Source organism: Oceanicella actignis (assembly GCF_008124525.1).
In the GTDB taxonomy this organism is placed as follows: domain Bacteria; phylum Pseudomonadota; class Alphaproteobacteria; order Rhodobacterales; family Rhodobacteraceae; genus Oceanicella; species Oceanicella actignis.
Map to the genome: position 1 here is coordinate 155,132 of NZ_VNHJ01000003.1, position 20,576 is coordinate 175,707.

22 protein-coding genes and 2 tRNA genes are annotated in these 20,576 nt (G+C 72.3%); 21 read left to right on the plus strand and 3 right to left on the minus strand.

Annotation, left to right across the window (positions count from 1 at the left end):
* Window positions 1–67 precede the first annotated feature (67 nt).
* From LY05_RS05970 to LY05_RS06000, 7 genes are all read left to right on the plus strand, one after another.
* Window positions 68–1,312, plus strand: coding sequence for a PQQ-dependent sugar dehydrogenase (locus LY05_RS05970; protein ID WP_148922482.1), 1,245 nt, complete (start codon window positions 68–70; stop codon window positions 1,310–1,312).
* Complete coding sequence (locus LY05_RS05975) at window positions 1,309–1,686, plus strand: c-type cytochrome (protein WP_148922483.1); 378 nt, start codon at window positions 1,309–1,311, stop codon at window positions 1,684–1,686. The genes LY05_RS05970 and LY05_RS05975 overlap by 4 nt, the downstream gene beginning before the upstream one ends.
* A 130-nt stretch (window positions 1,687–1,816) precedes the next feature.
* Window positions 1,817–3,403, plus strand: coding sequence for an ABC transporter substrate-binding protein (locus LY05_RS05980; RefSeq protein ID WP_148922484.1), 1,587 nt, complete (start codon window positions 1,817–1,819; stop codon window positions 3,401–3,403).
* A gap of 10 nt (window positions 3,404–3,413) precedes the next feature.
* Window positions 3,414–4,370, plus strand: a complete 957-nt coding sequence (locus tag LY05_RS05985; RefSeq protein WP_072746094.1) for an ABC transporter permease — start codon at window positions 3,414–3,416, stop codon at window positions 4,368–4,370.
* Window positions 4,367–5,185, plus strand: coding sequence for an ABC transporter permease (locus tag LY05_RS05990; RefSeq protein ID WP_148922485.1), 819 nt, complete (start codon window positions 4,367–4,369; stop codon window positions 5,183–5,185). The genes LY05_RS05985 and LY05_RS05990 overlap by 4 nt, the downstream gene beginning before the upstream one ends.
* Window positions 5,178–6,860, plus strand: a complete 1,683-nt coding sequence (locus tag LY05_RS05995) for an ABC transporter ATP-binding protein (protein WP_148922486.1) — start codon at window positions 5,178–5,180, stop codon at window positions 6,858–6,860. Before LY05_RS05990 ends, LY05_RS05995 begins: the two co-directional genes overlap by 8 nt.
* Before the next feature lie 9 nt (window positions 6,861–6,869).
* On the plus strand, window positions 6,870–7,709 hold the full coding sequence (locus tag LY05_RS06000; protein ID WP_148922487.1) for an alkaline phosphatase family protein: 840 nt from the start codon (window positions 6,870–6,872) through the stop codon (window positions 7,707–7,709).
* A gap of 21 nt (window positions 7,710–7,730) precedes the next feature.
* Here the strand turns inward: LY05_RS06000 and LY05_RS06005 are convergent, their stop codons facing one another.
* Together LY05_RS06005 and LY05_RS06010 are read right to left on the minus strand one after the other, a co-directional pair.
* Window positions 7,731–8,669, minus strand: a complete 939-nt coding sequence (locus tag LY05_RS06005; RefSeq protein WP_148922488.1) for an alpha/beta hydrolase fold domain-containing protein — start codon at window positions 8,667–8,669, stop codon at window positions 7,731–7,733.
* 202 nt (window positions 8,670–8,871) lie between these two features.
* Window positions 8,872–8,946: transfer RNA gene (locus LY05_RS06010), tRNA-Thr, on the minus strand.
* A gap of 229 nt (window positions 8,947–9,175) precedes the next feature.
* Here LY05_RS06010 and LY05_RS06015 point away from each other — a divergent pair.
* From LY05_RS06015 to purN, 14 genes are all read left to right on the plus strand, one after another.
* Window positions 9,176–9,370, plus strand: a complete 195-nt coding sequence (locus tag LY05_RS06015; RefSeq protein ID WP_148922489.1) for a hypothetical protein — start codon at window positions 9,176–9,178, stop codon at window positions 9,368–9,370.
* Window positions 9,371–9,431: 61 nt separating this feature from the next.
* A complete protein-coding gene (murA, locus tag LY05_RS06020; RefSeq protein ID WP_072745870.1) occupies window positions 9,432–10,712 on the plus strand; it encodes a UDP-N-acetylglucosamine 1-carboxyvinyltransferase in 1,281 nt (426 codons plus the stop codon).
* 235 nt (window positions 10,713–10,947) lie between these two features.
* Window positions 10,948–11,427: a DUF2948 family protein gene (locus tag LY05_RS06025; protein WP_148922490.1), complete on the plus strand. Its 480-nt coding sequence runs from the start codon at window positions 10,948–10,950 to the stop codon at window positions 11,425–11,427.
* A gap of 45 nt (window positions 11,428–11,472) precedes the next feature.
* Window positions 11,473–12,792 (plus strand): histidinol dehydrogenase, encoded by a 1,320-nt coding sequence (hisD, locus tag LY05_RS06030; protein WP_148922491.1) that lies wholly within the window; start codon window positions 11,473–11,475, stop codon window positions 12,790–12,792.
* Window positions 12,789–13,280: a UPF0262 family protein gene (locus LY05_RS06035; RefSeq protein WP_148922492.1), complete on the plus strand. Its 492-nt coding sequence runs from the start codon at window positions 12,789–12,791 to the stop codon at window positions 13,278–13,280. Before hisD ends, LY05_RS06035 begins: the two co-directional genes overlap by 4 nt.
* A gap of 1 nt (window position 13,281) precedes the next feature.
* Window positions 13,282–13,725 carry an arsenate-mycothiol transferase ArsC gene (locus LY05_RS06040; RefSeq protein WP_148922493.1) on the plus strand — a complete coding sequence of 148 codons (444 nt, stop codon included), beginning with the start codon at window positions 13,282–13,284 and terminating at the stop codon, window positions 13,723–13,725.
* A gap of 345 nt (window positions 13,726–14,070) precedes the next feature.
* Window positions 14,071–14,838 (plus strand): CDP-alcohol phosphatidyltransferase family protein, encoded by a 768-nt coding sequence (locus LY05_RS06045; protein WP_211356282.1) that lies wholly within the window; start codon window positions 14,071–14,073, stop codon window positions 14,836–14,838.
* A 117-nt stretch (window positions 14,839–14,955) separates the two neighbouring features.
* Complete coding sequence (gene infA, locus LY05_RS06050; RefSeq protein WP_072745875.1) at window positions 14,956–15,174, plus strand: translation initiation factor IF-1; 219 nt, start codon at window positions 14,956–14,958, stop codon at window positions 15,172–15,174.
* Window positions 15,175–15,178: 4 nt separating this feature from the next.
* A complete protein-coding gene (locus tag LY05_RS06055; protein ID WP_148922494.1) occupies window positions 15,179–15,793 on the plus strand; it encodes a Maf family protein in 615 nt (204 codons plus the stop codon).
* Between the two features lie 151 nt (window positions 15,794–15,944).
* Window positions 15,945–17,039, plus strand: coding sequence for a ribonuclease E/G (locus tag LY05_RS06060; protein WP_148922495.1), 1,095 nt, complete (start codon window positions 15,945–15,947; stop codon window positions 17,037–17,039).
* Between the two features lie 247 nt (window positions 17,040–17,286).
* A complete protein-coding gene (locus LY05_RS06065) occupies window positions 17,287–17,475 on the plus strand; it encodes a DNA gyrase inhibitor YacG (protein WP_148922496.1) in 189 nt (62 codons plus the stop codon).
* Between the two features lie 97 nt (window positions 17,476–17,572).
* Window positions 17,573–17,648, plus strand: a tRNA-Phe gene (locus tag LY05_RS06070).
* A gap of 227 nt (window positions 17,649–17,875) precedes the next feature.
* Window positions 17,876–18,958, plus strand: coding sequence for a phosphoribosylformylglycinamidine cyclo-ligase (gene purM / locus LY05_RS06075; RefSeq protein WP_148922497.1), 1,083 nt, complete (start codon window positions 17,876–17,878; stop codon window positions 18,956–18,958).
* On the plus strand, window positions 18,955–19,578 hold the full coding sequence (gene purN, locus LY05_RS06080; protein ID WP_148922498.1) for a phosphoribosylglycinamide formyltransferase: 624 nt from the start codon (window positions 18,955–18,957) through the stop codon (window positions 19,576–19,578). The genes purM and purN overlap by 4 nt, the downstream gene beginning before the upstream one ends.
* Before the next feature lie 96 nt (window positions 19,579–19,674).
* On the opposite strand, the gene ndk is transcribed toward purN, so the two are convergent.
* Window positions 19,675–20,097, minus strand: coding sequence for a nucleoside-diphosphate kinase (gene ndk, locus LY05_RS06085; protein WP_072745881.1), 423 nt, complete (start codon window positions 20,095–20,097; stop codon window positions 19,675–19,677).
* Window positions 20,098–20,576 lie beyond the last annotated feature (479 nt).

Below are 20,576 nucleotides of genomic sequence, written 5' to 3' on the forward strand. Positions count from 1 at the left end.
ATGCCCTGGCCGCGCGAAGCGGCGCCGCGGGCGCGCGCCCGCGCGACAAGGGTCAAGGGAGGGAAGAATGCGCACGATCATCGCCATGAGCGCCGCGCTGGGACTGGCCGCGCAGGCGCAGGCGGCCGACAATCTCGAGAAGCTGAGTCAGTTCAAGGTCACAGGCGGCGCCGGCTTCACCTATGTCGAACAGGGCGGCGCCAAGGCCGAGGCGATCCGCCGCACGCTGGAACGCATCCGCCTGCCCGAGGGCTTCCGCATCGGGCTTTACGCCATCGTGCCCGACGCGCGCCACATCGCCGTCGGCCCGCAGGGCATCGTCACCTTCGTCGGCACGCGCAAGACCAAGGTCTGGTCCGTGACCGACCGCGACAAGGACCGCGTCGCCGACGAGGTCAAGGACTTCGCGCCCTCGATCGACATGAAGATCCCCAACGGGCCGTGCTTCTCGCCCGACGGGTTCCTCTACATCGCCGAGCAGAACCGGGTGCTGGTCTATCCGGCGGCCGAGTTCTTCTACGAAAGCCCGGACGTGGCGGCCTTCAACGTCGTGCCCGAGGGCGAGCTGATCCCGCCCGACGAGGTCAGCTACAACCACACCGCGCGCGTGTGCGACGTGGGGCCGGACGGCAAGCTCTACATCTCGCTCGGCCAGCCCTTCAACGTGCCGCCCAAGTCCAAGCGCGAGCTTTACGCCAAGTGGGGCATCGGCGGCATCATCCGCATGAACGCCGACGGATCGGAGCGCGAGGTCTTCGCCTCGGGCATCCGCAACTCGGTCGGCATGGATTTCCAGCCCTCGACCGGGCATCTGTGGTTCACCGACAACCAGGTCGACGGCATGGGCGACGACATCCCGCCGGGCGAGCTGAACCGCGCCACCGAGGCGGGCCAGAACTTCGGCTTTCCCTGGTATGGCGGCGGTTCGGTGCGCACCAACGAATACAAGGACGAGGAGCCGCCCGCCGACGTCGTCTTCCCGGTGGTCGAGACCGTGGCGCATGCGGCCGATCTGGGCATGGTCTTCTACACCGGCAAGCAGTTCCCCGCGCGCTATCGCGGCGCGATCTTCTCGGCGCAGCACGGCTCGTGGAACCGCACCGAGCCGGTGGGCGCGCGGGTGATGGTCACCTTCGTCGACGAGGAGGGCGGCGCGCGCATGGAGCCGTTCGCCGAGGGTTGGCTGGACGAGGAGACGGGCGAGTATCTTGGCCGCCCGGTGGACGTGGCGCAGCTGCGCGACGGCTCGCTGCTGGTGTCCGACGACCTCGCGGGCGCGCTCTACCGCATCTGGTATGAGGGCGCGCAATGACGGCGCGGCTTCTTCGCGGGGCGGGCGGGGCTGCGGCCCCGGTCCGCGCCGCGGCCGCGCTGCTGGCGCTGGCGCTGGCGGCGTCGGCGCCCGCTTCGGCGGCCGATCTGGCGGCCGGGCGCGAGAAGGCGCGCAAATGCAAGGTCTGCCACGGCATCGACGGCATCGCGCGCATTCCCATCGCGCCAAATCTTGCCGGCGAAAGCGCGATCTACCTTGAAACGCAGCTCAAGGCGTTTCGCTCGGGCAAGCGCGAGCACGAGATGATGAGCGTGGTCGCGCGTGGCCTCAGCGACGAGGACATCGCCGATCTGGCCGCCTGGTACAGCGCGATTCGAATCGAGGCGCATCCGCCAGATCTTGCTCAGAAGTGACCGCGCGGCCCGGCGCGACGTTGCGGCAACCTGTCAAGGGGTTGAACGAACGGGCGCTGGCGCGCATTGTTGATCCGTGGATCAACAAAAAGCCGCCCCCTCGGGCGGCGGACAGGGAGAATCAACGCAAATGAGCCGCGAACTCGAGGATCTGGCGCGCCGCGCCGCGCTCAACCTGGTCAACCGACGCGACTTTCTGGGCCGAGCGGCCGCGCTTGGCGTGACGGCCGCGGGGGCGAACGCGCTGCTGGCTTCGGCCGTGCGCGCCGCCGGACCGGTCAAGGGCGGGCATCTGAAGGCCGGCCTTCAGGGCGGCGAAAGCACCAACTCGCTCGATCCGGCGCTGTCGGCCTCGAACGTGCCCTTCGTGGTGCTGCGCCATTTCGGCGAGACGCTGGTCGAGGTCGGCCCCGACAACCGCCTCATGCCGCGCCTGGCCGAGGAATTCTCCTCCACCCCGGACGCCGCGACCTGGAGCTTCAAGATCCGCAAGGGCGTCGAGTTCCACAACGGCAAGACGCTGACGGCCGAGGACGTGCTCGAGACCATGCGCCGCCACTCGGACGAGAACTCGAAATCCGGCGCGCTGGGCATCATGCGCGGCATCAAGGAGATGAAGGCCTCGGGCGACACCTTCACCGTCACGCTCGAAACCCCCAACGCCGACCTGCCCTATCTGATGGCCGACTACCATCTGGTCATCCAGCCGGGCGGCGGGCGCGACGATCCGGCCGCGGGCGTGGGCACCGGCCCCTATGTGGTCGAGGTGAACGAGCCCGGCGTGCGCCATGGCTTCCGCCGCTTCGCCAACTATTGGGATGATTCGCGCGGCCATGCCGAGACGACCGAGATCCTGGTCATCAACGACGCCACCGCCCGCACCTCGGCGCTGCAGTCGGGCCAGGTGCACATGATCAACCGCCTCGAGCCCAAGATCGTCAGCCTGGTCAAGCGCGTGCCCGGCGTGCAGGTGCGCAACGTGTCCGGGCGCGGGCACTACGTGTTCATCATGCACTGCGACACGCCGCCCTTCGCGAACAACGACCTGCGGCTGGCGCTGAAATACGCCATCAACCGCGAGGAGATGGTCGACAAGATCCTGCGCGGCTATGGCGGGCTGGGCAACGACATGCCCATCAACGCGGCCTATCCGCTGTTCGACGACACGATCCCGCAGCGCCGCTACGACCCGGACAAGGCGCGCTTCCACTACAAGAAGTCGGGGCATGACGGCTCGCCCATCGTGCTGCGCACCTCGGACGTGGCCTTCCCCGGCGCGGTGGACGCGGCGCAGCTGTTCCAGCAGAGCGCGGCCGCCTGCGGCATCCCGCTCGAGATCAAGCGCGAGCCGGGCGACGGCTACTGGTCCGAGGTCTGGAACAAGCAGCCCTTCTGCGCCTCGTATTGGGGCGGGCGTCCGACGCAGGACCAGATGTATTCGACGGCCTATCTGTCGACCGCGGACTGGAACGACACCCGCTTCAAGAACGAGGAGTTCGACCGCCTGCTGCTCGAGGCCCGCGCCGAGCTGAACGAGGCGCGCCGCAAGGAGCTTTACAGTCGCATGGGCCGCATCGTGCGCGACGAGGGCGGTCTGATCTGCCCGATGTTCAACGACTTCATCGACGCCACCGACGCCCGCGTGCAGGGTTGGGAGAAGGATCCCAACGGCGAGATGATGAACGGCTTCGCCATGGTGAAGTGCTGGCTGGCCTGAGGCGGCCATGCTGCATCCCATCGTCAAGCTCCTGGTCCAGCGCATCGCGCTGGGCCTCCTCCTTCTTTTCGCCGCGTCGGCGCTGATCTTCGCGGGCACGCAGCTGCTGCCCGGCGACGTGGCGCAGTCGATCCTGGGCCAGTCGGCCACGCCCGAGGCGCTGGCCAATCTGCGCGCCGAGCTGGGCCTGAACGACCCGCCCGTGCAGCGGTATTTCAACTGGCTTTTCAGTGCGTTGCATGGCGATCTTGGCACGGCGCTTTCGAATGGCGAGGACATCGCCCAGTCGCTGGGCAAGCGCCTTGGCAACACGCTGTTCCTCGCGGCCTGCGCGGCGGCGGTGTCGGTGCCGCTGGCGCTGATCCTGGGCATCGTGTCGGTGCGCTATCGCAACCGCTGGCCCGACCGGCTGATCTCGGCCGTCTCGCTGGCGTCGATCTCGATCCCCGAATTCCTCATCGCCTATGTGCTGATCTTCTACGTCGCCGTGCAGCTGCGCTGGTTCCCCTCGGTGGCGATGATCAGCGACGCGATGACGCTGGGCCAGAAGCTGTCGGCCATCGCGCTGCCGGTGGCGGTGCTGACGCTGGTGGTGCTGGCGCACATGATGCGCATGACCCGCGCGGCCATCCTGAACGTGATGCAGTCGGCCTATATCGAGACCGCAGAGCTCAAGGGCCTGGCGCCGATCCGCATCATCGCGCGCCACGCCCTGCCCAACGCGATCGCGCCCATCGTCAACGTCATCATGCTGAACCTGGCCTATCTGGTGGTCGGCGTGGTGGTGATCGAGGTGGTCTTCGTCTACCCCGGCATGGGGCAGTATCTGGTCGATCACGTGGCCAAGCGCGACGTGCCCGTGGTGCAGGCCTGCGGGCTGATCTTCGCCGCCGTCTATATCGGGCTGAACACCGTGGCGGACGTGGTTTCGATCCTGGCCAATCCGCGGCTGAGGCATCCCAAATGATCCGAATTCCCCTTTCCGCCTTGCTTGGACTGACCGTGACGGCGCTGTTCTTCGCCGGCGCCGCCTTGGCGCCCTGGATCGCGCCCTATCCGATGACCCAGATCGTCGGCGACGTGTGGGAGCCGGCCTCGGCCGAGCACCTTCTGGGCACCGACAGCATCGGGCGCGACCTGCTCAGCCGCATGATCTATGGCGGGCGCACGACCATCTGGATCGCGACGCTGGCGACGATGCTCAGCTTCCTCACCGGCTCGGTGCTCGGGCTGACGGCGGCGGTGGCCGGCGGCTGGGTCGATCAGGCGCTTTCGCGGCTGGTGGACCTGGTCATGTCGATCCCCACCCTGATCTTCGCGCTGGTGGTGCTGTCGGTGCTGCCCACCACCATGACCACGCTGGTGCTGGTGATGGGCCTTCTGGACAGCACCCGCGTCTATCGCCTGGCGCGGGCGGTGGCGGTGGACATCACGGTCATGGACTTCGTCGAGGCCGCGCGCCTGCGCGGCGAGGGGCGCGGCTGGATCGTGTTCCGCGAGATCCTGCCCAACGCCCTGTCGCCCCTGGTGGCCGAGATGGGGCTGCGCTTCATCTTCATGGTGCTGTTCCTGTCCACCCTGTCCTTCCTCGGCCTTGGCGTGCAGCCGCCCAACGCCGACTGGGGCGGCATCGTGAAGGAGAACAAGGAGGGCATCGTCTACGGCATCTCGGCCGCGCTGACGCCGGCGATCGCCATCGCGGCGCTGGCCATCTCGGTCAACCTCGTGGCCGACTGGATCCTGACCCGAACGACCAGCCTGAAGGGAGGCCGCGGTGAGTGACCCGAACCCCGCCATCCCGGCGCCCGAGGCGCCCGGGGACGAAGCCCCGCTGCTCGACATCCGCGATCTGCGCATCGAGGCCACCGTGCACCCGCCCGGCGAGCGACCCCGCACGCAGCAGATCGTCAAGGGCGTCTCGGCGCGCCTGCGCAAGGGCCGCGTTCTGGGCCTGATCGGCGAGTCGGGCGCGGGCAAGTCCACCATCGGCCTTGCGGCGCTGGCCTATGGGCGCGGCGGGGTGCGCATCAGCGGCGGGCAGGTGCTGCTGAACGGGCGCGACATCCTGCGCCTGCCTGCGCGCGGCCTGCGGCGCGTGCGCGGCAAGGAGGTGACCTACGTCGCCCAGTCGGCGGCGGCGGCCTTCAACCCGGCCATCCGCCTGATGGACCAGATCGTGGAAAGCGCGCTCGAACACGGCGTGGCCTCGCGCGCCGAGGCCGAGGCGCGCGCGGTCAGCCTGTTCGAGCAGCTGGGCCTGCCGGACCCCGCGAATTTCGGGCGCCGCTATCCGCACCAGGTCTCGGGCGGGCAGCTGCAGCGCGCCATGACCGCCATGGCCCTGTGCCCCGAGCCCGACCTCGTGGTGTTCGACGAGCCCACCACCGCCCTTGACGTCACAACCCAGATCGACGTTCTGGCGGCCATCAAGCGCGCCATCCGCGCCACCGGCGTCGGGGCCATCTACATCACCCACGACCTGGCCGTGGTCGCGCAGGTGGCCGACGACATCATGGTTCTGCGCCATGGCGAGACGGTCGAATACGGCCCCACGGCCCAGATCATCGAACGCCCGCGGCAGGAATACACCCGCGCCCTGGTTTCGGTGCGCGCCATCGAGCACCCCGAAAACCCCCCCGAGGGCGCGCCGCTGCTGAGCGTGCGCGGGGTCAGCGCGGCCTATCCTGGCGTGCCGGTCGACGTGCTCAGCGACGTCAGCGTCGATCTGCACCCCGGGCGCACGCTGGCGGTGGTGGGCGAGTCGGGCTCGGGCAAGTCGACGCTTGCGCGGGCCATCGTCGGCCTGCTGCCCCCGCGCGAGGGCGAGGTGCTGTTCGACGGCCGCCCCCTGCCCCCGCGGCTCAAGCAGCGCTCGCGCGAGGATCTACGCCAGCTGCAGATGATCTACCAGATGGCCGACACCGCCATGAACCCGCGCCAGACGGTGCGCACCATCATCGGCAGGCCGCTCGAATTCTATTTCGGCCTGCGCGGCGCCGAACGCGACAAGCGGGTGAACGAGCTGCTGGACGAGATCGAGATGGGCCGCGGCTTCGCCGACCGCTATCCGGCCGAGCTGTCGGGCGGGCAGAAGCAGCGCGTGTGCATCGCGCGCGCGCTGGCGGCCAAGCCCCGGCTCATCATCTGCGACGAGGTAACCAGCGCCCTCGATCCCCTGGTGGCGGACGGCATCCTCAAGCTGCTGCTCGATCTGCAGCGCATCGAGGACGTGGCCTATCTGTTCATCACCCACGATCTGGCCACGGTGCGCGCCATCGCCGATTCCATCGCCGTGATGCATCGCGGCAAGGTGGTGCGCTACGGGACCAAGACCCAGGTGCTGACCCCGCCCTTCGACGACTACACCGACCTGCTGCTGTCCTCGGCGCCCGAGATGAAGCTGGGATGGCTGGAAGAAGTCCTGGCCCATCGGCGCATGGAAAGCGCGGGGCACTAGGGGCGGCGCATGGAAAGGCGGCTCAAGCTCATCATCCTCGACGGCGTGCCCTGGCGGGCATGGCGGCGGCTGTTCGGCAATCTCGAAGGCTGGGTCGAGTCGGGCGAGGCGCGGGTGTGGCGCATGCGCGCGCGCCTGCCCTCGATTTCGGCCTCGTGCTACGCCACCATCCATACCGGGGCGCCGCCGCAGGTGCATGGGGTGACCTCGAACGAGACCATCTTCCGCATTCCCATGCCCGACGTGTTCTCGCAGGTGCGCGCGGCGGGCGGAACGACCGGGGCGGTGGCGCATTCGTTCTGGTCGGCCTTCTTCAACCGCGCGCCTTTCGATCCGGTGCGCGACATCGAGTATGACGAGCCCGACTCGCCCGCCATCAACCACGGCCGCTTTCACACCATGACGGGCTACGGCCATGCGAACCAGATGACGCCGTGCGACCTTGACCTGTTCGCCACGCTAACCAGCCTGTCGCGGCGCTTCGGCCTGAACTACGGGCTGCTGCACAGCTGCACGCTCGACAGCATGGGCCACCGTTTCGGCCATGACTGCGTCGAGATGGACCATGCCTGCGCGGCCGCCGACGCCATGCTGGCGCCCTTCCTGCGCATGTGGCGCGAGGCGGGGGACGAGGTCATCGTCACCGCCGATCACGGCCAGAGCGACCGCGGCCATCACGGCGGGCGCGGGGCCGATCAGCAGGATTTCGCGCTTTACTATTTCGGCCCGGCCGAGGGGCCGCCCGAAGATGCGCTGCTGGACCAGCTTCAGCTGGCGCCCACGATCCTGACCCGGCTGGGCGCGCCGGTTCCCCCCGGCATGGGCGCCGCGCCGTTCCTGAGCGCCTGACCGCGCACGACAAGCCGCCGCTCAGGGCAAGGGCGGCCAGCGCCCTTCGGCCAGCGCGCCGATGGCGGCGAGGATGCGCGCAAAGGCGTCCGCCGCCCGCCCCGACATGCGCCGCGCGCGCAGATAGCCATGCACCAGCCCCTTTTCCTCGACCGCCAGCGCCCGACCGCCCGCGGCCAGGATGCGCGCGGCATAGGCGGGGCCGTCGTCTGAGAGCGGGTCGCACTCGGCATGGAACACGACCGTCGGCGGCAGGCCCGAGAAATCGACGTCGCGGAGCGGCGCCGCATCCGGCCCCGGCGCCGCGGGCGGGGCGCCGCCATGGCGCAGGGCGTTGCAGGCCAGCGCCTCGTCGCGCGTGAGCAGGGGCGCATGGGCGTGCCGCACCCATGATCCCGAATCCGTCTCGCCGCCCAGCCCCGGATAGATCAGCGCCATCCCCGCCAGCGGCGCCTCGGCGCGCAGCGCATGGGCGGCCGAGGCCGCCAGCGCGCCGCCGGCGCTGTCGCCCGCCAGGATCAGCGGCAGGTTGAAGCGCGCCAGCGTCCAGCGCGCGGCGCTCAGCGCGTCCTCGTAGGCGGCGGGGTGCGGATGCTCGGGGCACAGGCGGTAATCGGCCGCGACCACGGGCAGCCCCGCCCCGGCGCAGATCTCGGCGCACACGTCGTCATGGCTCTCGAGCCCGCCAAGGAAGAAGCCGCCGCCATGCAGGTAAAGCACGGCCGCGGGCGCCTCTTCGCCGCCGGGCGGCAGGTAGATGCGCGCGCCCATGTCCCCGATCCGCACGTCGCGCGTCGTCACGCCGGGCGGCCGTCCGGCGTGAAAGGCGCGGCACATGGCGTCGTAGAAGGCCCTCTGCTCGGCGATGGGCCGCGTCGCGGCGTCGGCGGGATAGAACTGCTCGGTGCGGCGGACGAAGGCCAGCACCTCGGGGTCGAGGATGCGCGCGTAATTGGTCATGCGCCGCATGATCGCCGCGCCCGCCGCCCGGCGCAAGGGCGGGGCGCCGGCCGGCAAGCGGCGCGCAGGCCTCGCCGCAAGGGCGCGCGCTCCGGCGCGGGCGTCTCGGCGGCTTCGCGCCTCGCCCGACGGATGCGCGCCCCGGACAGGGCGCCGCGGCGGGCCCTGCGGCGCGGCTTCGATCGCGGATCTGCGGATGGGATGGTGCCGCAGGAGAGAATCGAACTCTCGACCTCTCCCTTACCAAGGGAGTGCTCTACCTCTGAGCTACTGCGGCGTCGGGGGGCCTTTTACCCGATGGCGCGGCGAACGCAAGGGGGAATTTCGGCCCCCAGCGCCCTTCCCGACGCCCTTCCCCGCGCCCGGCTCCGCGCCCGCCTCCGAGCCCCGCCGCCGGCCCCGCGCCCGCGCCGCCCGGGGCGCGCCGCGGGACCGGACCGCGAGACTGCATAGGGGGCCGGACCGGGACATGGACGCCGGCGCGCCGGCGCGCTATCACCGCGCCCATGAGCAAGACCGACGACGACCGCCCCCTGACCCCGGCCGAGGCGCGCGCCCGCCGGCTGGCCGAGGCGCTGCGGGCCAATCTGCGCCGGCGCAAGGCGCAGCTGCGCGCGCGCGCGGCCGAGGACGGCGCCGCGCCCGACGCCGCGGACGCGGGCGGGCCGCCCGACGACGCGCCGCCGCAGGACGGTCATTGAACCGCCCGGCCCGCGCCGATAGACCCACCGACGACGCAGCGCGCCGAGCACGGGAGCAGCCATGGACAGAATCGCGATTCGCGGAGGAGTTCCGCTCAAGGGCCGCATCGCCATCGGCGGCGCAAAGAACGCATGCCTTGCGCTCATGCCGGCGGCGCTGCTCACCGACCAGCCGCTGACGCTGACCAACGCGCCGCGTCTGTCGGACATCCGCACCATGACCCAGCTGCTGGAATCGCTGGGCTGCGAGGTGGCGGCGCTGCAGGGCGGGCGCGTTCTGGCCATCGGCGCCGAGCGCATCGCCAGCCACCGCGCCGATTACGAGATCGTGCGGCGCATGCGCGCCTCGATCCTGGTGCTGGGCCCGCTACTGGCGCGCGAGGGCCGGGCCGAGGTCTCGTTGCCCGGCGGCTGCGCCATCGGGGCGCGGCCGGTCGATCTGCATCTGCGCGGGCTCGAGGCGCTGGGCGCCGAGCTCGAGCTGCGCGACGGCTATGTGCATGCGCGCGCACCCAAGGGCCTGCGCGGGGCCGAGTTCGAATTTCCGGTGGTGTCGGTGGGCGCGACCGAGAACCTGCTCATGGCCGCGTCGCTGGCGCGCGGCACGACCGTTCTGCGCAACGCCGCGCGCGAGCCCGAAATCGCCGACCTCGCGCGCTGCCTCAACGCCATGGGCGCGCGCATCGAGGGGGCGGGCGGCTCCGAGATCGTCATCGAGGGGGTCGAGGCGCTGGGCGGGGCGACTCATGCGGTCATTCCCGACCGCATCGAGCTGGGCACCTACATGCTGGCCCCGGCCATCACCGGCGGCGAGGTCGAGCTGATCGGCGGCTCGCGCGAACTGGTCGGAGCGCTGTGCGACAAGCTCGAGGAGGCGGACATCGCCGTCGAGGACACGCCCGAGGGGCTGCGCGTGCGCCGGCGCAACGGCGCCATCCGCCCGCTGCGCGTGGTCACCGAGCCCTATCCGGGCTTTCCGACCGACCTGCAGGCGCAGATCATGGCCATGCTGACCCTGGCCGACGGGGTCAGCGTGCTCGAGGAGCGCATCTTCGAGAACCGCTTCATGCATGCGCCCGAGCTCATGCGCATGGGCGCGCGCATCGAGGTCCATGGCGGGACGGCGACGGTGACGGGCGTGCCCAAGCTGCGCGGCGCGCCGGTGATGGCGACGGATCTGCGCGCCTCGGTCTCGCTGATCCTGGCGGGCCTGGCCGCCGAGGGCGAGACGGTGGTCAGCCGCGTCTACCACCTCGACCGCGGCTATGAGCGGGTCGAAGAGAAGCTGTCGGCCTGCGGCGCGCATATCGAGCGCCTGTCGGACAAGGCCGAGGCGGACTGAGGGCGCCGCCCGCGCGCGATCGGCAGGACCGAGGTTGGCCGCTGGATCGGCGCGGCAGGAAGGGCGCTGCCCGCGCCCCAGGATGCGCCCTCCCCCGCCCCAGGATGCGCCCGGCGCCGCGGCGCCTGCGCGCGGCATGCAGGGGCGGCGCGCGCCGCGCGCCCTTGCCTTCGCGCCCTCCGCGGGCCTATCTGAACCGCGACGCAACGCGACGGACCGCCGAAGGAGGACCGCCATGCAAGACGCCCGCTTCGAGGACGCCGCCGAACGGCCGCTGCGCCTTCTGGCCGCCGACGCCGAGGATCTGAAGGTGATGGCCGCCCTTCTGCAGGACGCGGTCGGCAAGCCCGCCGACATCGCCTGGACGCCGGCGCAGCGGCGCCTGTCGCTGCTGCTCAACCGCTTCCGCTGGGAGGATCGCGAGCGCGCCGCCCGCCAGGGGCGCCCCTTCGAGCGCGTGCGCGCCCTGCTGGTGATCGAGGACGTCTCGCGCGTGCGCGCGCTCGGGCTCGATCCGGCCGACGGCGAACGTCCCTTCAACCTTCTGACCATGACCTGGGAGCCCGCCGAGGACGGCGCGGGCGCGCTGCGCCTGGTGCTGTCGGGCGGCGCCGAGCTGGCGGTCGAAGCCGAGTGCCTGAACCTGCGCCTCGACGACGTCACGCGCCCCTACGCCGCCCCTTCGGGCAAGGCCCCCGCCCATCCCGCCGACTGACCCGCCCGCCGCGGCCCGCGCCGCGCCGACACGCAAGGATCCGACATGCCCGTTTTCCTTTCCGCGCAGGAGCCTGATTTCGAGGACCGCTTCGCCGCCCTTCTGGCCGCCAAGCGCGAGGCGGACGCCGATGTGGACGAGGCGGCGGCGCGGATCCTGGCCGATGTGCGCGCGCGCGGCGTGGAGGCGCTGCTCGAACTGACCGAGCGCTTCGACCGCCTGCGCCTGACGCCCGAGACGCTGGCCTTCTCGGACGCGGAGATCGACGCGGCCGTCGCCCGCGTGCCGCCCGAGGAACGCGCCGCGCTCGAACTGGCGGCCGAGCGCATCGCCGCCTACCACCGCCGCCAGCTGCCGCGCGACGAAAGCTGGACCGACCGCGCCGGCGCGACGCTGGGCTGGCGCTGGACGCCGGTCGACTCGGCGGGGCTTTACGTGCCGGGCGGGCTGGCCTCGTATCCCTCCTCGGTGCTGATGAACGCCATCCCCGCGCGCGTGGCGGGGGTGCGGCGGCTGACCATGTGCGCGCCCACGCCCGACGGGCAGGTCAATCCGCTGGTGCTGCTGGCCGCGCGCCTGGCCGGCGTGGACGAGGTGTTCCGCGTGGGCGGCGCCCAGGCCATCGGCGCGCTGACCTGGGGCGCGGGGCCGATCCGCCCGACCGACAAGATCGTGGGCCCCGGCAACGCCTGGGTCGCGGCGGCCAAGCGGCGGGTCTTCGGCACGGTCGGGATCGACATGATCGCCGGCCCGTCCGAGATCCTGATCATCGCCGACGGGGCGCAGAACCCGGACTGGATCGCGCTCGACCTGCTCAGCCAGGCCGAGCATGACGAAAGCGCGCAGGCCATCCTCATCACCGACGACCCCGCCTTCGCCCGCGCCGCCGCCGCGGCGGTCGAGGCGCGGCTGGCCACGCTCGAGCGGCGCGAGATCGCCCGCGCCAGCTGGCGCGACTTCGGCGCGGTGATCGTGGCGCGCGACCTTGACCACGCGGCCGAGCTGTCGGATCGCGTCGCGCCCGAGCATCTGGAGCTGTGCGTGGCCGACCCCGACGCGCTGGCGGCCAAGGTGCGCCATGCGGGCGCGATCTTCCTGGGCGCGTGGACGCCCGAGGCCATCGGCGATTATGTGGGCGGCCCGAACCATGTGCTGCCGACGGCGCGCTCGGCGCGCTTCTCGTCCGGGCTGTCGGTGCTGGACTTCATGAAGCGCACCACCATCGCGCGCATGAGCCCCGGCGCCCTGGCGGCCATCGGCCCGGCGGCGCGCACGCTGGCGCAGTCGGAAAGCCTCGAGGCGCACGGGCTGTCGGTGGCGGCGCGGCTCGAGGCCCTCAACCGCGCCGAGGAGAGCGGGCGATGAGCGCCCCCGAGGCCGAGCGCGAGCGCCTGATCGCCGTCGAGCTCGAGGAAGAGGGCCTGCCCGCCCCCACCCCCGAGGTGCGCCAGGAGCGCGAGGTGGCGATCTTCGATCTGCTCGAGAGCAACCGCTTCGCCCTGCCGCGCGAGGGCGCGCCGCCGGGCCCCTACCGCCTGCGCCTGGGCATCCGCGAGCGGCGGCTGGTGTTCGACGTGCGCGACGAGACGGACGCGCCCGCCGCGCAGTTCCACCTGTCGCTGTCGCCCTTCCGGCAGATCATCAAGGACTACTTCCAGATCTGCGAAAGCTATTTCGACGCCGTCAAGCGCCTGCCGCCCAGCCAGATCGAGGCCATCGACATGGGCCGGCGCGGCATCCACAACGAGGGCTCGCGAATCCTGCTCGAACGGCTCGAGGGCAAGGTCGAGACGGACATGGACACCGCGCGCCGGCTGTTCACGCTGATCTGCGTCCTGCACTTCAAGGGCTGAGATGGCGCAGCTTCCCTCCTCGGTGCTGTTCTGCTGCGACCACAACGCGGTGCGCTCGCCCATGGCCGAGGGGATCATGAAGAAGCTGCACGGCGACAAGGTCTTCGTGCAATCGGCCGGGGTGCGCGCGGACATGGAGGTGGACGGCTTCGCCATCGCGGTCTGCGCCGAGATCGGGGTCGAGCTGTCGCGCCATCGCGCGCGCAGCCTCGACGATCTCGAGGCGCTGGGCGAGGCCGAGGGATACGACCTGATCGTCGCCCTCTCGCCGGCGGCCAAGCGCGCCGCGCTCGAGCGCGCGCGCTGGTCGGCGGTCGAGGTCGAGTTCTGGCCCGTTCTGGACCCGACCGGCATCGGCCGCACCCGCGACGAGCGCCTGGCGGCCTATCGCATGACCCGCGATCAGATCATCGCCCGCATCCGCGCGCGCTTTCCGCCCTTCTGACCCGCCCGGACGGGCGCCGACGAGCGGACCCTTCGCCGCGCGGGGGAGCGACGCCCGCGCCGCAAGGGCGGGACCCCGGAATCAGGCGCGGCTTCGCGCCGGGGCCTGGGATGGGCGGCCAGCCGGCGGGGCGGCTGGTCGGCGGGGCGGCGCGGTCGGAACCGGTTCGCGCGCGAGAGCGGGCGCGACAGCCCCGCCTCAACCCCGCCGCGGGCCGCGCCCGGACAGGCCCTTGCCAATGCCTGCGCCGCCCGACCCGCGCCCGCCCTTGCGCTTGCCAGCGGGGCGCGCGCGCCTGTATCGTCGCGCCGCGGCGACCTGCGCGCCGCGCAACGGAGCCCACCCATGGAGAGCACTGCGATGAACGACGGCGACCGCCCCGGCCAGCCCCCTTCGCGCAAGGAGATGGCCCGCGCATGGGCGGTGCACGCCTTCACCGCGTCGGGAATCGTGCTTGGCTTCCTGGCGCTTCTGGCGATTCTGGAAGGCGACCGCGTGGCGGTCTTCATGTGGCTGGGCCTGGCGCTGTTCGTGGACGGGATCGACGGCACGCTGGCCCGGCGCGCGCGCGTGCGCGAGGTGACGCCCCAGTTCGACGGCGCGACGCTGGACAACGTGGTGGACTATTTCACCTACGTCGCGGTGCCGGCGATGATGATCTACTGGTTCGACCTCGTCCCGCAGGGGTGGGAGACCGCCACCGCCGCCGCGGTCATGCTGGTGTCGCTCTACACCTTCGCCAATCAGGGGGTGAAGACCTCGGACTATTACTTCTCGGGCTTTCCGGCGGTGTGGAACATCGTCGTGCTGGCCTTTCACATCATGCAGACCGGACCGTGGACGAACCTTGCGGTCATCGCCGCCTGCCTTGTCCTGACCTTCGTGCCGCTCAAATACGTCCACCCGTTCCGCGTGCGCGCCATGCGCCCGGTCACGATTCCCATGACGGTGCTGTGGTTCGCCACCACGCTGCGGCTCGTGCTGGTCGATCCGCACGCCGCGCAGGCGCGCGAGGCGCACCCGCTGGTCTTCGCGCTGTGGGTGGCCAGCTCGCTCTATTTCGTCGCCATCTCGGCCTGGCGCTCGCTTCAGCCCGACCCTTCCGAGGACTGAACGCGGCGCCCTCTTGCATTCGCGGCGCAATCGGGCCATACCGCCGTCGCCGCCCGGCGCGTTCTCCGGGCGGGCGTTTCGTTCGCGACGACGCGCCGACCAGACGACGGAGCAGGCATGGCCAAGGAAGAGACCCTCGAATTCCCCGGCGTCGTTGTCGAGCTTCTGCCCAACGCGACTTTCCGGGTGCAGCTCGAGAACGGCCATGAGATCATCGCCCACACGGCGGGCAAGATGCGCAAGAACCGCATCCGCGTGCTTGCGGGCGACAAGGTGCAGGTCGAGATGACCCCCTACGACCTGACCAAGGGCCGCATCACCTACCGCTTCAAGTGACGCCTTGAGCGCCGAGCGGCCCACGGTCCCGAGGCTGGTGCTCGGCTCGGCCTCGCCGCGCCGGCTCGAGCTGCTTGCGCGCATCGGCGTCGCGCCCGACGCCGTCATCCCCGCCGAGATCGACGAAACCCCCGCCCGCGCCGAGCTGCCGCGCGCCTATGCGCTGCGCCTGGCGCTTGAAAAGAACGCCGCGCTGGCCGCGCGCGTCGGGCCGGAGGACGCGCTGCTGACCGCCGACACGGTGGTCGCCGTCGGCCGGCGCATCCTGGGCAAGCCCGAGGACGCGGCCGAGGCCGAGCGCTTCTTGCGCCTGCTCTCGGGCCGGCGCCACCGGGTCATCACCGCCGTGGCGCTGCGCCGGGGCGCGCGGCTGTGGCGGCGGCGGGTCGAGACCCAGGTGCGCTTCAAGCGCCTGAGCGAGGACGAGATCGCCGCCTATCTGCGTTCGGGCGAGTGGCGCGGCAAGGCGGGCGGCTACGCCATCCAGGGCGCGGCGGCGATGTTCGTGCCGGCGATCAACGGCTCCTACACCAACGTCGTCGGCCTGCCGCTGACCGAAACCGCCGGAATGCTGGCCGCCGCCGGCATCGCGCCCGATCCGGGCCGCGCCGCCGCCTGACGCCGCCCTGCCCCGCCAAGCCCCGCCCCGCCAAGCCCTGCCCCGCCAAGCCCCGCCCCGCGCCAGCGGCGCCCACGACCAGAACGCCCCCGCGCTCCGCCGCCAGAGCCAGGCGCCGCGCCCGGAGCGCGCCAAGACCGGAGAGACGCCCATGAACGGCCGCGCCATCGTCATTCTCGACGACCCCGACCTGCCCGCCATGGCGGCGCTGACCGAAGGGGGCCGCCTGATCGACCTCTTGATCGACCCGCCCGAGGACGACCCGACCCCGCGCCCCGGCGCCATCCACATGGCCCGCGTCACCCGCCTTGCGCCCGCCATGGGCGCGGTCTTCGTCGATCTGGGCGAGGGGCGCGAGGGTTTCCTCAAGGGCGTCAAGGGGCTGCGCGCGGGCGACTGGCTGGCCGTCCAGATCTCGCGCCACGCCGAGCCGGGCAAGGCCGTGCCCGTCAGCGCCGAGCCGCTGTTCAAGGGCCGCTACGCCATCGTCACGCCCCACGCGCCGGGGCTGAACGTGGCGCGCAAGATCCGCAACCCCGAAGAGCGCGCCCGCCTGACCCGCATCGCGCAAGAGGCGCTCGAGCGCGCGGGGCTATCCGCCGGGCTGGTGGTGCGCACCGCCGCCGAGGGCGCCGCCGAGGCCGAGATCGCCGAGGACGTCGAAGAGCTGGCCGCCCTGGCCCGGCTGGTCGAGGGCGCGCCCGCCGACGCGCCCGCCGAGCTGGTCGCCGCCCCCGACGCCGAGGTTCTGGCCTGGCGCGACTGGGTCGATCCCGAGCCCGAGCGGGTGCTGCGCGGCGACTCGGGGCTGTTCGACGATCTGGGCCTGCTCGACCAGATCGAGGCCCTGCTCTCGCCCCGCGTCCCCCTGCCCGGCGGCGCGTGGATGACCATCGAACCGACCGCGGCCATGGTCTGCGTGGACGTCAACACGGGCGCGGACTTCTCGCCCGCCTCGGCGCTCAAGGCCAATCTGGCCGCGCTCGAGGACCTGCCGCGCCAGCTGCGCCTGCGCGGGCTGGGCGGGCAGATAACGGTCGACGCGGCGCCGTGCTCGAAACGCGACCGGCCCAAGCTCGAGGCGGCGCTCAAGCGCGCGCTCAAGAGCGATCCGGTCGAGACCACCGTGGCCGGCTGGACGCCGCTGGGCAATCTCGAGCTGCTTCGCAAGCGCGAGCGCCGCCCCATCGCCGAGCTGCTGCGCGCCCCGCTCGAGCGCACGGCGCGCGGGCGCGGGCGGCGCTGAACCGCGCGCCTCGTCCGCGCGGGGGCCGCATGCTCGGCGCCGACGACGCGCGCCGCCCGAGCCGGCCCTGCCCCCGCCGATGCGGTCGCCCCCTCCCCCCGCCGATACGGCCGCAAGGCCCGGCGATCACGGATGCGGGGCGCCGGGGCCGCCGCCGCGCGAGGACGGACGCCCCGCACCCCCGGGCGGGCGCCGGCGCGCGGCGCCGAGCCTTGCCGCGCGGGGCGCGGACGCATACATCTTCGCCATGAGCTGTCCGATCTGCCGCGCCCCGACCTCGCCCCGCTACCGCCCCTTCTGTTCGCGCCGCTGCGCGGATGTGGACCTCGGGCGCTGGCTTTCGGGCGCCTATGCGATCCCGGCGCAGGAAAGCGACGATCCCGACGCGCAGGAGCTGGCGGCGCCCGCCCGTCCCGCGCCCGAGGACGATCACTGAGCGCGCCCCCGGGGGCCTTGGACGCGGCGCGCAAAATCCCTCTGGACAGGCGCCGATTCATCCCCTAAACACCGCCCCACCAGCGGCAAGCCGCGCCGCCCGGGTAGCTCAGTTGGTAGAGCAGCGGATTGAAAATCCGCGTGTCGGTGGTTCGAATCCGCCCCCGGGCACCACTCATCTTCGCAACATCGCCGATGCGCCCGACCTTGCCGCCCCTGCGCGCGCAGCCCCGCTTGCTCTTGGCTCCGTCCGCGCGGCTTCGCCCGAAGCGCTGGCGCGCGGAAGGCGCCTTGTCCCCCGCCGCCCCCGCGCGCTATGACCGCGCCACGCGCCGCGCGGGACGAGCCGCCGCGGCCGGGGCCTTGGCGCAGGACGCCTGCCAGCATCAGGAGCGAGCCCAATGAGCAAGGACGACGCACACTCCGCCTCCGGCGCCCGCGGCGCGGGGCGTCCGCTGACCTACAAGGAGGCGGGCGTCGACATCGACGCCGGCGCCGCGCTGGTCGAGCGCATCAAGCCCGCCGCCGCCGCGACGGCGCGGCCGGGAACCATGTCGGGGTTGGGGGGCTTCGGCGCGCTCTTCGACCTCAAGGCCGCGGGATATCGCGATCCGGTCCTGGTCGCGGCCACGGACGGCGTCGGCACCAAGCTGCGCATCGCCATCGACACCGGCCGCGTCGATGGGGTGGGCCAGGATCTGGTGGCGATGTGCGTGAACGATCTGGTCTGCCAGGGCGCCGAGCCGCTGTTCTTTCTGGACTATTTCGCCACCGGGCGGCTGTCGGTCGAACACGGCGCGCGCGTGGTCGAGAGCATCGCGCGGGCCTGCGCCGAGGCCGGCTGCGCGCTGATCGGCGGCGAGACGGCCGAGATGCCCGGCATGTATCCCGACGGCGATTTCGACCTGGCCGGCTTCGCCGTCGGCGCGGTCGAGCGCGACCAGGTCCTGCCCGCGCCCTGCCTGCCGGGCGACGTGGTGCTGGGGCTCGAATCCTCGGGCGTGCATTCGAACGGCTATTCGCTGGTGCGCCGCATCGTCGCGCGCGAGGGGCTGAGCTGGGACGCGCCCGCCCCCTTCGACCCCGAGCGCAGCCTGGGCGAGGCGCTGCTGGCGCCCACCCGCCTTTACGTGCGCCCGGCGCTGGCGGCCATGCGCGCGGGCGGCGTGCGGGCGCTGGCCCACATCACGGGCGGCGGGCTGATCGAGAACCTGCCGCGCGTGCTGCCGCCCACGCTGGGCGCGGACATCGCGCTGGACGCCTGGCCGCTGCCGCCGGTCTTCCGCTGGCTGATCGATGCGGCGGCGCTTGATCCGGCCGAGGCGCTCAAGACCTTCAACTGCGGCATCGGCATGACGCTGGTGGTCGCGCCCGACTCCGTCGCCGCGGTCTTGGCCGCGCTCGAGGCCGAGGGCGCGCGCGCGCACCGCATCGGCGTGATCTCGGAAGAGGCGGGGCTGCGCTGGTCGGGGGCGCTGGCATGAGCGCGCAGGCCAGGCGGCGCGTCGCGATCCTGATCTCGGGGACGGGCTCGAACATGGAGGCGCTGCTGGCCTCGATGGACCCGGCGGTCGACCCCGAGCATCCCGCGACGCCCGTCCTGGTGCTGTCGAACGATCCGCGCGCGGCGGGGCTGGCCAAGGCCGCGGCGCGCGGCGTGCCGGCGCTGGCGGTCGATCACAAGCCCTATCGCGGCGACCGCGCCGCCTTCGAGGCCGCGCTGCACGCGGCTCTGGAGGAAGCGGGCGCCGAGCTGATCTGCCTTGCCGGCTTCATGCGCATCCTCACCCCCGCCTTCGTCGCGCGCTGGCAGGGGCGGATGCTGAACATCCACCCCTCGCTGCTGCCGCGACACAAGGGCCTGCGCACGCATGAGCGCGCGCTCGAGGCGGGCGACGCCGAGCATGGCTGCACCGTGCACGAGGTGACCGCCGAGCTCGACGACGGCCCCATCCTTGGCCAGGCGCGCACGCCCATCCTGCCCGGCGACACGCCCGACCTTCTGGCCGCGCGGGTGCGGCGGCTCGAGCATCGGCTCTATCCGCTCGTGCTGCGCCGCTTCGCGGCCGGCGACCGCACGCCGGTGATGCTGCAGGACGACTGAGCCCGCCGTCGCGCCGCGAAAAAGGGCCGCTCCCTGCCGGGAGCGGCCCTTCGCGGCCCGAAACGGCCTTGGAGTCGGTCTTTATCGGTCTTTGCGTCAGCCCACGATCTCGAGCTGCGAGAAGAAGAAGGCGATCTCGGCCGCGGCGGTCTCGGGAGCGTCCGAGCCATGCACCGAGTTCTCGCCGATCGACAGGGCGAACTCCTTGCGGATGGTGCCCTCGGCGGCCTCGGCGGGGTTGGTCGCGCCCATCACCTCGCGGTTGCGCGCGATGGCGTTCTCGCCCTCGAGCACCTGCACCACGACGGGGGCCGAGGACATGAACTCGCACAGCTCGTCGTAGAAGGGGCGCTCCTTGTGCACCTCGTAGAACTTGCCGGCCTGCTCCTTGGTCAGCTTGATGCGCTTTTGCGCCACGATGCGCAGGCCGGCGGCCTCGAACTTGGCGTTGATGGCGCCGGTCAGGTTGCGGCGGGTGGCGTCGGGCTTGATGATCGAGAGCGTGCGCTCGATGGCCATGTGGTCTTCCTTTCGGCGGGTGTTGAGCGCGCCTTGGCGCGCGGACGTCGATGCGCGGGCGGCGAGGGGCCGACCGGCAAGCTCCGCGCGCCCGATAGCATGTCGGCGCGGCGCATGGAAGGGCGCGCGGCGCGCCGGGGAAACGGCGCGCGCGGGGCCGCCATCGGCGGCGGCGGGGGCGTCGGCATGGCCGTCGCGCATCGCGGCGATGCCGCGCCGCCTTCCGCGAAGGCGGGGGCGCGTCGCGCCCTGCACGGCCACGTCCGGCCCCGGGCGCCCGACGCAAGCGGCGCAAGGGGCGCAAGGGGCGCAAGGGGCGCGTCATGCGTTCGGGCGCGCGCCGCAAGGGCGACAACCCCGCATCCGCGCCGGCGGGGGCGCCCCTGGCGGCGCCGCCGCCTCCGGCCGTCCGACTCCCGCGCCCGCCCCGCGACCGCCAAGGCGCTCAACCCGCCATCCACGCCGTCGGGGGCGTCGCC